Source organism: Streptomyces zhaozhouensis, assembly GCF_900230195.1.
In the GTDB taxonomy this organism is placed as follows: domain Bacteria; phylum Actinomycetota; class Actinomycetes; order Streptomycetales; family Streptomycetaceae; genus Streptomyces; species Streptomyces zhaozhouensis.
Genome location: NZ_OCNE01000001.1, coordinates 554,843 through 567,676, shown reverse-complemented (window position 1 = coordinate 567,676; position 12,834 = coordinate 554,843). Strand labels below are relative to the sequence as shown.

The window sequence follows — 12,834 nt, the reverse complement described above, 5'->3', positions numbered from 1 at the left end:
TCAGCCGGCCGCGCGCGGGGCAGGGACGGCGGGGGAGGCGGGGGAGCCCGCGGTGGACTCGCGGATCACCAGGCGGTGCGGGACCACCAGCTCCTTCGGCGGCTGGCGCCCGCCGTCCGGGGCGGCGGCCGGCTCGCCGGCGCCGCCGGTGGCCGGCGCGTTGGCCTCGGCTATGCGCTCGATCAGCAGCGCGACCGCCTCCGCGGCGATGGCCGTCTTGTCCGGCGCCACGGTGGTCAGCGTGGGAACGCTGTACCGCCCCGCCTGCACGTCGTCGAAGCCGACCACCGCCACGTCGTCGGGGACCCGCAGGCCGTGCTCGTGCAGCGCGCGCATGGCGCCGATCGCCATCTGGTCGTTGAGCGCCAGCGCCGCGTCGAACGCCAGCCCGCGCGCCAGCGCCCCGTGGACGGCCTCCGCGCCGAAGGGGGCGGCGAACTGCGCGACGGGCAGGACCAGTTCGGGATCGAACGGGATGCCGGCCGCGGCGAGCGCGGCCCGGTGGCCCCGGGTGCGCACCTCGGCCGTCCCCTCGCTGGCGCCGTCCACGCCGCCGATCACCAGCACCCGGCGGCGGCCGAGCGCCAGCAGATGGGCGGTGGCCTCGTGGGCGGCGGCCGCGTTGTCGATGGCGACGTGGTCGGCGCGCTCGGCGTTGAGCTTCTCGCCGAGCAGCACCGTGGGCAGGGCGCCGCGGCGTGCCCTCAGGTCCTCGTCGACCAGGGCGAGCGGGCTGAGGATCACGCCGTCGGCGAAGTCGGAGCCGAAGCCGTCGAGCGCGGCCAGCTCGTGCTCGCGGTCGGCGCGGGTCTGGTGGACCAGCACGGTCAGCCCGTTGCGCGCGGCCTCGGCGATGATCAGGTTCCCCAACTCGGCGAAGTAGGGCAGGTCCAGCTCGGGGACGACCAGCGCGATGATGCCGGTCCTGCCGCGCCGCAGGTGGCGGCCGGCCAGGTTGACGCGGTAGCCGAGGTCGTCGATCGCCTGTCTGACCACGCTGCGCGTGCGGTCGGACACGTGCACGTAGTCGTTGATGACGTTGGACACGGTCTTCTCGGAGACTCCCGCGCGCTGCGCCACGTCCTTGATTCTGGGCCTCGCCACCCGAACCTCCCTCTCGCCCGGGGCCTGATCGTACCCGCGTTGACCGACCGGTCGAACAGTGACCTTACGTGCGGAAAAGCCGACAGAAAGAAACTCTTAGCAACCTCTTTACACACCTTCTTACATCGATGTAAGACGTACCAACAACCCAGCGTCGGGTGGGAAAGGTGCGAAATGAGCTTTGATCATTCCGGACACGGTGGCCGGCTCAGGATGGGGCGTCGAGGCTTTCTGCGATGGGGACTCGCGGGTGCGGGCGCGGTGGCGGCACCCGGGCTGCTGTCCGGCTGCGCCTCGCCCGCCTCGCCCTCGGGCGCCTCCTCGCTGCGGGTCTGGGACCTCTTCTCGGGGGGCGACGGCCTGTTGATGGACGAGATGATCGAGGCCGCCAGCTCCGGGCCCGACGCCTTCGACGTGGACCGGACGATCCTGGAGTGGGGCGCCTCCTACTACACCAAGCTCGCCATGGCGGCGGCCGGCGGTCGCGCGCCCGAGGTGGCGGTGCTGCACCTGTCCCGGCTGGCCGGTTACGCCCCCGGCGGCCTCATAGAACCGTTCGACCTGGACATCCTGGCCGAGTTCGGCATCGCGGAGGAGCACTTCGCGCCCGCGATCTGGGAACGCGCCCAGTGGGAGGGGGAGGTCTACGCGATCCCGCTGGACACCCACCCCTTCATCGTCTTCTACGACAAGGAGATCGCCGGCAACGCCGGACTGCTCGACAGCGACGGCGAGTTGGCGCCCCTCGGCTCGCCCGAGGCGATGTACGCGGCGAGCGAGGCGCTCGCCGAGGAGCAGGGCGGCGCGGGCGTCCTCTTCGGGCACATCGCCGACGAGTCCCAGTGCTGGCGGCTCTTCAACGGGCTCTACGCCCAGACCGGCGCGGTCTGGGAGCTGCCGGAGGGCGGCGAGCCGCGGGTGGACGAGGAGGCGGCCGTGCGGGTGCTCACGTTCATGACCGAGATGTTCGACGGGCGGCGCAACCCCAACAACCTGGACTACATCGGCGCGATGGCCGCCTTCCAGGGCAGCAGGGGCGCCATGATCTTCGCCGGGGAGTGGGAACTGCCCAACCTGCGGATCACGGACCGGCCGTTGGGCGCCGCCCCGTTCCCGCAGATCTTCGACCAGCCGGCCGTCAACGCCGATTCCCATAGCTTCGTACTACCCCGCCAGGAGCGAGTTGACCAGGCCCGGCGCAGGGAAGCCCACCGTTATGTGGCCACCATGTTGAAGGCGAGCTACACCTGGGCCTCGGCCGGCCACATCCCGGCTTACCAGCCGGTGATCGCCGAGGACCGCTACGCCGAACTGGACCCGCAGGCCTCCTACGCCGGCGCTTCCGAGATCGCGGTGCTCGACCCGCCGAACTGGTTCACCGGTTCCGGGTCCAACTTCCAGAACCAGATGACGCAGCCGATGTCGGCGGCGCTGCTCGGCAACACGTCGCCGGAGGCGGCCGTGGCCCGGATGATCAGCGCCTCCAAGTCCCTGCTCGACCAGCCCAACCCGGTCGCGTGACGAGAGGCAAGGAGTGTCTGACGTGAGCACCACCACTTCGCGTGCCAACGCGACCGAGGACGACGGCACCCCCGCGTCCCGCCCCACGCCCAAGCCGGTCGCCGTGGAGCGGCGCACCCGCTCCACGGGCTGGCTCTTCGTGCTGCCCTTCGCGCTCGCCTTCGGCCTGTTCATGGTCTGGCCGATCGTCCAGGGCCTGTGGATGAGCTTCACGGACGAGTCGTTGACCCTCAACGGCACCGACTTCGTCGGCTTCGACAACTACGCCGAGGCGTTCGGCGACCCCGACGTGTGGAGCAGTCTCGGCAACACCGTGTTCTTCACGGTGATCACCGTGGTCCCACTGGTGGTCGTGGCCCTGGGCATGGCGCTGCTGGTCCACTCGGGGCTGGCCGGCCAGTGGGTGTGGCGGCTGGCCTACTTCGCGCCTTACCTGTTGCCCGTCACGGTGGTCACCCTGATCTGGCAGTGGCTTTACCAGCCGGACCTCGGCATGGCCAACCAGTTGTTGGACACGTTGGGCATGGAGCCGATCGGCTGGCTCTCCGACGAGAAGTTCGCCATGTGGTCCATCGCGGCGCTGACCGTCTGGTGGACGGTCGGGTTCAACTTCCTGCTCTATCTGGCCGCCCTCCAGTCGATCCCCGACCAGCTGTACGAGGCCGCCGCGCTGGACGGCGCCGGGGCCTGGCGGCGGCTGTTCTCCGTCACGCTGCCGCAGCTCAGCCGCACCACGGCGCTGGTGGGGATGCTCCAGGTGCTGGCCTCGCTGAAGGTCTTCGACCAGATCTTCATCCTCACCAAGGGCGGGCCCAACAACTCCACCCGCCCGATCCTCGAATACATCTACGACGTCGGCTTCACGGGCTACCGGCTGGGCTACGCCTCCGCGATCTCCTACCTGTTCTTCGCCCTGATCATCATCATCTCCATCGCCCAGCTGCGGTTCTTCCCGCGTCAGGAGGGCTGACCGTGTCCGCGACGACCACGCGTCCCCGTCTCCACCCCGCCGGAGGTCCGCTGAACCGGCGCCGCCGCCCGAAGGCCGAGCCGGAGGGCGCCCCGCTGCTGCTCGGTCACGGCCGGCTGCCGAAGGTGCTCGCCAGCGGCGCGCTGATCATCTTCGCCGCGCTCTGGCTGCTGCCGTTCGTGTGGGCGATCGCCACCTCGTTCCAACAGGAACAGGACGTGGCCAAACCCGGGCTCAACCCGATCAAGGGCGCGCTGACACTTGAGCCCTACCGCGTCATTCTCGAACGTGGCAACGTGCCGGTCTGGGCGTTCAACAGCATCCTGATCGCCGTGCTGGTCACCGTGATCACCATCGCCATCTCCACGCTCGCCGCCTACGGGCTCTCGCGCGGCACGTTCCGGGGGCGGAAGCTGCTACTGGCGCTGACCGTCTCCTCGATCATGGTCCCGCCGCAGCTGCTGATCGTGCCGCTCTTCCAGGAGATGCTGGCGTTCAACCTGGTCGACACCTACTGGGCGGTCATCCTCCCGCAGGTGGTCGCCCCGATGATGGTCTTCATCCTCAAGCGGTTCTTCGACGGCATCCCGCGCGAGCTGGAGGAGGCCGCCCGCATCGACGGCGCCTCCGACCTGCGGGTCTTCTGGTCGATCGTGCTGCCGCTCTCCCGGCCGATCGTCGCCGCCGTGTCGGTGTTCGTCTTCATCGGCGCGTGGAACAACTTCATGTGGCCCTACATCGTCACCAACGACCCGGCGCTGATGACGCTGCCGGTCGGCCTGGCCACCGTCAAGGACGCCTACGGCGTGGTCTACGCCCAGAGCATGGCCTCCGCGCTGCTCGCCGCGGCGCCGCTGATCATCGTCTTCCTGTTCTTCCAGCGCCGCATCGTGAAGTCCGTGGCCACCACGGGCCTGGGCGGCACCTGATCGTCGGGCGCGTTCCGGAAGGGGAGCGGCCCCGGAGCCACCGGGGCCGCTCCCGCGCCCGTACCACGAGCACGACCCGCGCGCTGCGGAACCTCGCAACGCGAACAACCCATCTCTCTGGAGTCTCTGTGCCTTCCCCCTCCGCCATCCCGCGGCCCGAGTACCCGCGGCCGCAGTTCGTCCGTGGCGACTGGCTCAACCTCAATGGCACCTGGCAGTTCGAGTTCGACCGTGGCGACAGCGGCATCGACCGAGGACTGACAGAACGTGACCTCAACGGCGAGATCACTGTTCCCTTCTGCCCGGAGTCGGAGCTTTCCGGCATCGGCGAGACCGACTTCCTCGAAGCCGTCTGGTACCGGCGCACCGTGACCGTCCCCGCCGACTGGGCCGGCCGCACCGTGCTGCTGCACTTCCAGGCCGTGGACTACGACACCACCGTCTGGGTCAACGGCACCGAGGTGGTCCGCCACCGGGGCGGGTTCACCCCCTTCACCGCCGACCTGGGCGACGTCGCCACGGCCGGCGAGGAGATCACCATCGTGGTGCGTGCCCGGGACCCGAAGGGCGGCCCGCAGGCGCGCGGCAAGCAGGCCGTCCGCTACGCCAACACCGACTGCCACTACACCAGGACCACCGGCATCTGGCAGACCGTGTGGCTGGAGCCGGTGGCCACCGACCACCTCAAGCGGCCCCGGATCACCCCCGACCTCGCGGGCTCCGCGTTCCACCTGGAGCTGCCGCTGACCGGCAACCGCCCCGGCTACCAGGTCCGCGCCGTCCTCAGCGACGCCGAGGGCGAGGTGGTCTCCGCGACCGCCCGCGCCGACCTCGACCTGGCCCCGCGCCTGCACCTGCCCGTCCCGGCCGAGCGCCGCCGGGTCTGGAGCACCGACGACCCGCACCTGTACGACCTGCGGTTCGAACTCCTCGACGCGGACGGCACCGTGGTCGACAGCGCCGACAGCTACGCCGGGCTCCGCTCGGTCGGCATCGACGGCAAGGCCATCACCCTCAACGGCAAGAAGGTCTTCCAGCGACTGGTCCTCGACCAGGGCTGGTACCCCGACGGCCTGATGACCGCCCCCAGCGACGAGGCGCTGCTGCGCGACATCGAACTCTCCCTGGAGGCCGGCTTCAACGGCGCCCGACTGCACCAGAAGGTGTTCGAGGAGCGGTTCCTCTACCACGCCGACCGGCTGGGCTACCTGGTCTGGGGCGAGTTCGGCGACTGGGGCTGCAACATGGGCGGTCGCCCCGACGACCGGCAGCAGCCCGACGCCTCCTATGTCTCCCAGTGGCTGGAGGCCGTCGAGCGCGACTACTCGCACCCCTCGATCATCGGCTGGTGCCCGTTGAACGAGACCTTCCAGGAGCTGAACGACCGGATCGGTCAGCTCGACGTCATCACCCGGGGCATGTTCCTGGCCACCAAGGCCATGGACACCACCCGCCCGGTGCTCGACGCCTCCGGCTACTCGCACCGGGTCCCGGAGACGGACGTGTGGGACTCGCACAACTACGAGCAGGACCCGGCCAAGTTCGCCGAGCAGGTCGGCGGGCTGAGCAGGGGCGAGCCGCACACCAACTTCCACGAGGCGTCCAAGCCCTGGTCGCTGCCGTACGCGGGACAGCCGTACTTCGTCAGCGAGTTCGGCGGCATCTGGTGGTGCCCCGAGACCGCAGCCGAGGCGCGCGGCGACGACCGCACCGAGTCCTGGGGCTACGGGGACCGGCCGCGCGACGAGGAGGACTTCCAGGTCCGCTTCGCCGGGCTGACCGGCGTGCTGCTGGAGGACCCCGACATGTTCGGCTACTGCTACACGCAGCTGACCGACGTCTTCCAGGAGCAGAACGGCGTCTACCGCTTCGACCGCTCGGTCAAGCTGGACGTCGAGCGGGTCCGCGCGGCGCAGCTGCGGCCCGCGGCCATCGAGGACGGCGAGGAGTGACACGTTGACGTCATGACCGCGTCCGCGTCCGCGCTCGCGCCCGGCCGCACGGGCGCGGGCGCACGTGCGCGGGCGCGGCGCCGCGCAGGTGCGCCACCGCGGTGCCGCGCCCGCCGTCGGACACCCCTTCCCGCCCCCGGGGCCGGCGCGCCCCCGGGCAGACTGGGGCCGTGGAACGGGTGACGACGGACGACGGGGTGCGGCTGTGGACCGAGACGACGGGGCCCGACCGCGCCGCCGCCCGCCCGGTGCTGCTGCTGCACGGCGGACCCGGGCTGTGGGACTATCTGCGGCCGGTCGCCGCGCTCCTTGAGGAGGACGGGCCGGTGCACCGCTTCGACCAGCGGGGCTGCGGACGTTCCGACCCCTCGGACGACCTTCGGATGGCGCGCGCGGTCGCCGACATCGAGGCGCTGCGGCGGCACTTCGGCCATGCGCGCTGGACGGTCGTGGGCCATTCGTTCGGTGCCACGCTCGCCCTCGCCTACGCCTGGACGCACCCGGGACGCGTCGCCTCGCTGGTCGCCCTGAACGGCACGGGTCTCGGTGACTGGCGCACCGCCTACCGGGCCGAACGCGACCGCCGCGCGACAGCCGAGGAGCGCGCGCGGCTGGGGGAGTTGGCCGCGCTGGCGCGGCGTTCCCCCGGGGAGGAGCGGGAGTTCAGGACGCTCGCCTGGTGCACCGACCACGCGGACCGGGCGCGGGCCCGACGCTGGGCGGCCGAGGACGCGGCCGCGCCGCACGCGATCAACTGGTCGGCCAACCGGCGACTGGCCGCCGAGGCCGACGGCTGGACGGAGACCTGGGTACGCGCCCGCCTCCGCCGGATCACCGCCCCGGCGGCGGTCGTCCACGGCGCCGGCGACCCCCGCCCGGCCGGGCCGCCCGCCGCGCTTGCCCGCGCTCTCCCCCGTGGACGCTTCCAAAAGCTCCCTGCCGCCGGCCACCATCCCTGGCGCGAACGGCCCGACCAGCTACGGGAGTTGCTGCGGCGGGCGGTGGCGGCCCGGGCGGACGCCGACGACTGGTAACGCGTGGTAATGACCAGTGATGATCGCTGATGACTGGTAAAGCCACCACGCACTGAGCGGAAAGGTGCGGGACGCGTCGATCGCGGGCGGCGCACTCAGCGTGAAAGGGGCGCGCAGGGGTTGTGTCACGCTCGCGCTCTTTCGTGCGCCCCGGGGAAGCGGGTTACGGTGCGTGCGGAGTCGAGCACCAGGAGGTGGTGGCGTTGTCCTCGCGGTACCCCCAGCGCAAGCACCGTTCGCCCGTCGGCGACGACGGACACCAGCCGGGGCGGCCCATCCCGCCGCCGCTCCCCGATGAGCCCGACCCGCCGCGCCGCGAGGAGGACGGGTCGGAGCAGGACGACGCGTGACGGCCACCCCGGCCGAGGAGAGCGCGGTCGCCCGGCTGCTCGCGCACGTCGCCGACTTCCTGGGCCGTCCGGTGCCCGGGGAGTGGGCCCGGGCGCTGCGCGCCGTGCCCCGTCATCTCTTCCTGCCCGACCTGGTGTGGCTGCGGGACGGGCGCGGCGGCCACGCGCCGTGCGACCGGGCGCGCGAGCCCGCGCGCTGGTGGGAGGCGGCCTACGCGGACGTGCCCGTGGTGACCAGGCTGACGCGGGAGCCGGGCGGCGCGACGGTCCCGACCTCGTCGGCCTCGGCGCCCGGGACGGTCGTCGCCATGCTGGAGGCGCTGGACCTCCGCGCCGGGGACCGGGTGCTGGAGATCGGCACGGGCACCGGCTGGAACGCCGCGCTGCTGGCGGTCCTGGCCGGGGACAGCGGTGTCGTCACCGTGGAGGTGGACGCCGAGGTGGCCGACAGGGCGCGCGCCGCGCTGGCGGGCGCCGGGCGCACGCCCCGCGTGGTGACCGGTGACGGCGCGGCGGGCTGGCCGGCCGGCGCGCCCTACCAACGGGTGGTGGCCACCTGCTCGGTGCGCGCGGTCCCTCCCGCCTGGCTGGATCAACTCGCCGCGCCCGGACGGCTGGTGGCTCCCTGGGACGCGGCCTGGTGCTCCTACGGCACCCTCGTGGTGGAGACCGACGCGCGCGGGGCGGCCACCGGTCGTTGGCAGCCCGGGGGTTCCTACATGCCGTTGCGTCCCGCCGACGACGGGGTGGTCGACCCCGGGGCGGGGACCGCCACCGGGACCGACGCCGGCGGAAGCCCCGCCGCGGGGGCCGTGGCGGAGACGGAGCGGGCACGCCCCGAGCCGACGCCGCTCTCCCCGTGGGCGGTGGCCGGCGCCGACTACGAGGCGCAGTTCGTGGTCGGGCTGCTGGTGCCCGGCGTCTGGCACGCGTGGGAGACCGGGGAACGGCGGGCGGGTGTCCACGCCCGGCTGTGGGTGCGCGCGGAGGACGGCGCCTCGACCGCCCTGGTCGAGGTGGCGGCGGCCGGAGGGCGCACGACGGTGCGCCACCGGGGCCCGCGCCGGCTGTGGGACGAGATCACGGCCGCCTGGCACTGGTGGCACGCCGCCGGCCGCCCCGACATGACCCGCTTCGGGTACTCGCGGGAGCCGGGCGGCCGGCCCCTGCTCTGGCTGGACACCCCGGAACGCCCGCTGCCCGCCGGCTCCGTCCGGCCGTGAGGCCGCGACCCGTCGCGCTACCCCCTGACCAGTAGCACACTGACCACCCCGTGCCCCCTGAGGACCACCGTGAAGGTGCCGTCCGGAGCCAACGGCAGCTCGGCGACCGGGCGTTCGTCCGCCATGCAGCGCAGGGCGCGGGCCTCGGGAGCGGTGGTCAGGTCGGGATGGGGGAGGGTGACCTCCTGTTCGTCCTCCGACAGGTTCTGGAGGCGGACGAGCAGCCCCTCGGCGGTCCGGGCGGCGGCGACGGTGGTCCGGATGTGCGGCGGGGTCGGCAGGTCGAGCAGGGTCCCGGTGGCCGGGAGAGGGCCGGGGCCGTGCCGGTGGCGGTCGAGGCGGGTGATCTCGGAGGCCAGCAGCCCGTGGCGCAGCCGGCGGCCGAAGGCCCCGGCGGCCGCCGGGTCGAAGCGCGCGACCGGGGTGAACGCGTACCGCAACGTCAGCGAACCGGCCTGGGACGGCGGGGTGTTGGTCGGCCAGTAGTTGTTCATCACCCAGGAAAGGACCGTGCCGCTCGCCGGGTCGAAGCGCGTGGGCCAGGTACCCCGCACGATGTCGCCCACGGTGAACAGCGGCGCGTCGGCCGAGCTCCACACCACGCCCGCCCCCTCGGGGCCGCCCTCCGTGACGGCCACCCCGTACTGGGTGGTCAACCACTCGTGGCAGGCGCCCGGGGGGTGGTCGACCGCCGGGTCGATCCAGCCCTGCTGGCGGTCGTAGTGGACGGTGGGCCGTGTCGCGGCGAACGGGAAGGCGACATAGACCGACTCCTTGGAGAGCACGGCCTCCTTCTCCAGCGTGACCGTGACCTCCACCCGGTCGTCCTCGTCCCGCAGCAGCAGTTCGACGTCCACGGCGGGGAGATGGGGCGCCGCGCCGGTCCACCGCAGCCGGTGGCCGTCGTGCGTCCTGCGCACGCCCGCCGCCCGGGTGGTCGCCGGGGTCACGGAGAGGGCCGGCGGGGGCGCCGGCGGCAGCCGGTCATGCAGCGTCGTACGCCCCGCCGCGGTGGGGAGGGGCGCGAACGTGTCCCCGTGGTGGTGGTGCCCGGCGAAGGCGCCGCTGCCGTCGCCCCTGGTCAACTCCTCAGGTCCGTCGGCGACATGGAGCAACTGGCCGAGCCGCCAGGGGGACGCCACGTTCAGCAGCGCGCGCCCGGACTCCCGGTGGACCAGTTGCTTGACCAGTCCGCTCTGCTGGTCGAACTCGACCGACCAGCGCGGGGTCTCCAGCTTCTCCGGCGGCGCGGGCGGCTCCGCGAACGGCCGCGCCGCCACCGGGCCGGTCTCCCCCGAACCCTCCGCGCCGCCCGGCCCCACCTCGGCCTCGCCGCCGCCCAGCGGCAGCACCCGCCAGCCGAACGCCGGCACCTCGGGCACGGAGAGCCGCAGCCGGCGCAGCCCACCGGTGTGGACGGTCAGCACCTCGGCCGGCAACGTCCGCCCCTCGTCGTCGAACACCACGGCGTCCGCCGGGAGTTCGACGACCACGTCACCGGACAGCGGCTCCGAGCCGGGGTTGGCGACCAGCAGCGCGGGCCCCCGGGTGGTGACCAGATCGCCCAACTGGCTGAGCGCGCGCCTGATCTCGTCGAGGGCCGTGCGGTGCGCGCGGTGCACCCGGCTGCGCTTCCAGTCGAGTTGGTCGTGGACCTGGTGGCCTTCGGGGTGGGCGTTGGCGTGCGACCAGGTGAAGGTGTGCTCGCAGCCGTAGAGCGCGTCGTCCCAGGCCCCGTCCAGCGTCCGGGTGCGGGGGGACAGCCCGGCGCCGCCCCGGGCGAGCAGCGCCGTGAGCGCCTCGGCGGCCGGCAACAGGCTCTGCGTCAGGCGGTGTTCCGCGGTCAGGGCGGCCGCCGTCCCGGCACCGTCCTCCCAGTAGCTGCCCCCGTCGCCCCGGTGCACCGGCAGCCGGTCGGCCAGCGGGCGGACCGCGTCCAGGTAGTCGGGAAGCGTGGAGATCACGAGCCGGGGCCAGTCGTGGACGGCGTTCCACCGGGCGACGAAGCCGTGGTCGCCGTCGGCCAGGTCCTCGTTGTCGGCGTGGGTGCCGACCAGCGCCAGGTCCGACGGCAGGTAGTCGGCCCGTTCGTAGCGTGCGACATAGCGGTCGAACGCCTGGGCGCCGCCGTCCAGGGTCTGCGGGTCGGCCGCCATGAAGCGGAGCTGCGAGTAGGAGTCGGCGTAGTGGGTCAGCACCCGGGTGCCGTCCACGCCCTCCCAGAGGAACGGGGAGTCCAGGTGCAGCAGGTCGCTGTCGGCGTTGCCGCCCCGAGCGTGGTTCATGATGCCGACGAAGCCGTCCAGGCCCAACTCGGCGAGGACACCCGGCAGCGCGGCGCTGTAGGAGGGCACGTCGGTGAGGTTGGCGTGCCGGACCGGGACGCCGTGCTCGGCGCGGAGCCGGGCGGCGACCGTGGCGGCCCGGTAGCTCTCCTCCAGCGAGGCGAGACCGGAGAGGAAGAGGCTGTGGAACGCGTTGACCGCCATGCGGCCCTCGCGCAGCGCGGTCAGCACCCGCTCGGCGCGCCGCGCGTCCCGGCTGGCCAGGTACTCGGCCACCACCATGGCGCCGTCCACGCTGTAGGCGAACTCCGGGTCGCGCGCCCCGGCGTCCAGCGCGCGGTCCAGGTTGCGGTTGTGGAGCTCGATGACCTTGCCCTGGTAGTCGGTGAAGCCGATGTCGAGGTGGACGTGCGGGATCAGGTGAAGTGTCCACTTGCGCGCCGGAAATACCTCGGTCGCGGTGGCCGGTCCCTCGTCCAGCCGGACCTCGGCGGCCAGCGGCGCCGACCGGCCCCCGTCCGTGCCCGGTTCGGGGACGGGGAAGCGGACGGTGAGCTGCCCGAAGTCCCGTTGTGCCGCCGGCTCCCCGGTGGACAGGTCGAGTTCCGTCCGGTGGTCACCGATCCGCACCAGGGCGCGGCGCGGAGCCGGGCGGCCGGGCGCCAACCCCACCGTCAGGTCGAAAAGTTCACAGGAGACGCCGTCCACGGTCCGGTAGAACGGGGTCGCGCGGAGCGCCGAGGTCGGCGCCTTCGGCGGTGGTCCCGCGGGCAGCAGCCGCAGACAGTCCCAGGTGAACCCGCTGCCGAACCAGTTCCCGTACTGCTCGCGGTGGCGCCGGCGCTCCTCGGCCGGCGGCCCGTCGCCGTCCAGCGCGCCCGGCAGCGTGGTGGTGACCGACAGCCGGTGCCGGCCGGGGGCCAGCCAGTCGGCCGGCACCGGGACGTCGACGCGGGCATGACCGTTGATCGGGGACTGGCCCCAGACCTCGGCGCGGCTCTCCCGCACGATCCGGGGTCGGAACCCGCCCCGGTGCCGGCCGTCCCACGCGATGGCGAGGTCGGGGCAGGGGCCGTGCGAGGCGAAGAGGAAGAGCTGCAGAAGCCAGCCGCCGGCGGCCGGTCGGGCGCCCTCGGCGGGTGAGTCGGGCGCGGGCTCCGGCACGGTGAAGTCGATCTCCAGCCGGTGGCCGCGCCAACCGCCCTGGGCGTCCCAGGGGCCCGGGTGGAACGCGGGCCAGACCTCGGCCGGGTCGTCGGCGCCGACCTCGAAGGCGACAAGGGGCGGCGCCTCCGCGGTGGGCCAGGAACCGCCGAACTGTCCCGGGCCGAGGCCGGGGGTGCCGACGGACCAGAGGGGGCGGGAGGATGAGAGGGCAGCTTCTTGGTGCATCGTGGTGCTCCATGTGCGAGGCTGTTCGATCTCCAGCATGAAGCCCCGCCCGAGACCGCGGCAATGGGCCGGAC

9 protein-coding genes are annotated in these 12,834 nt (G+C 73.0%); 7 read left to right on the top strand and 2 right to left on the bottom strand.

The window, feature by feature from the left end:
- Complete coding sequence (locus CRP51_RS02575; protein ID WP_097229253.1) at positions 1 to 1,104, bottom strand: LacI family DNA-binding transcriptional regulator; 1,104 nt, start codon at positions 1,102 to 1,104, stop codon at positions 1 to 3.
- 174 nt (positions 1,105 to 1,278) lie between these two features.
- Here CRP51_RS02575 and CRP51_RS02570 point away from each other — a divergent pair, with 174 nt between their 5' ends.
- The 7 genes from CRP51_RS02570 to CRP51_RS02545 all read left to right on the top strand — a co-directional run bounded on the left by CRP51_RS02570 (position 1,279) and on the right by CRP51_RS02545 (position 9,083).
- The gene (locus CRP51_RS02570; RefSeq protein ID WP_097229252.1) at positions 1,279 to 2,625 is read left to right on the top strand and encodes an extracellular solute-binding protein; all 1,347 of its coding nucleotides are present in this window, start codon (positions 1,279 to 1,281) and stop codon (positions 2,623 to 2,625) included.
- 22 nt (positions 2,626 to 2,647) lie between these two features.
- Entirely contained in the window at positions 2,648 to 3,595 is a 948-nt protein-coding gene (locus CRP51_RS02565; protein WP_439333107.1) for a carbohydrate ABC transporter permease, read from the top strand.
- A 2-nt stretch (positions 3,596 to 3,597) separates the two neighbouring features.
- Complete coding sequence (locus CRP51_RS02560) at positions 3,598 to 4,524, top strand: carbohydrate ABC transporter permease (protein ID WP_170970406.1); 927 nt, start codon at positions 3,598 to 3,600, stop codon at positions 4,522 to 4,524.
- Between the two features lie 128 nt (positions 4,525 to 4,652).
- Positions 4,653 to 6,476, top strand: a complete 1,824-nt coding sequence (locus CRP51_RS02555; protein WP_097229251.1) for a glycoside hydrolase family 2 protein — start codon at positions 4,653 to 4,655, stop codon at positions 6,474 to 6,476.
- 170 nt (positions 6,477 to 6,646) lie between these two features.
- Positions 6,647 to 7,510 (top strand): alpha/beta fold hydrolase, encoded by an 864-nt coding sequence (locus CRP51_RS02550; protein WP_170970405.1) that lies wholly within the window; start codon positions 6,647 to 6,649, stop codon positions 7,508 to 7,510.
- Between the two features lie 203 nt (positions 7,511 to 7,713).
- A complete protein-coding gene (locus CRP51_RS28680; RefSeq protein ID WP_170970404.1) occupies positions 7,714 to 7,860 on the top strand; it encodes a hypothetical protein in 147 nt (48 codons plus the stop codon).
- The gene (locus CRP51_RS02545; protein WP_097229249.1) at positions 7,857 to 9,083 is read left to right on the top strand and encodes a methyltransferase domain-containing protein; all 1,227 of its coding nucleotides are present in this window, start codon (positions 7,857 to 7,859) and stop codon (positions 9,081 to 9,083) included. The genes CRP51_RS28680 and CRP51_RS02545 overlap by 4 nt, the downstream gene beginning before the upstream one ends.
- A gap of 17 nt (positions 9,084 to 9,100) precedes the next feature.
- On the opposite strand, the gene CRP51_RS02540 is transcribed toward CRP51_RS02545, so the two are convergent.
- The gene (locus tag CRP51_RS02540) at positions 9,101 to 12,760 is read right to left on the bottom strand and encodes a glycoside hydrolase family 38 N-terminal domain-containing protein (protein ID WP_099459279.1); all 3,660 of its coding nucleotides are present in this window, start codon (positions 12,758 to 12,760) and stop codon (positions 9,101 to 9,103) included.
- Positions 12,761 to 12,834: the final 74 nt, after the last annotated feature.

Bases quoted from the DNA above. Each gene is read 5' to 3' on its own strand.
- CRP51_RS02570 (WP_097229252.1), top strand. From the start codon at position 1,279: ATGAGCTTTGATCATTCCGGACACGGTGGCCGGCTCAGGATGGGGCGT.
- CRP51_RS02540 (WP_099459279.1), bottom strand. From the start codon at position 12,760: ATGCACCAAGAAGCTGCCCTCTCATCCTCCCGCCCCCTCTGGTCCGTC.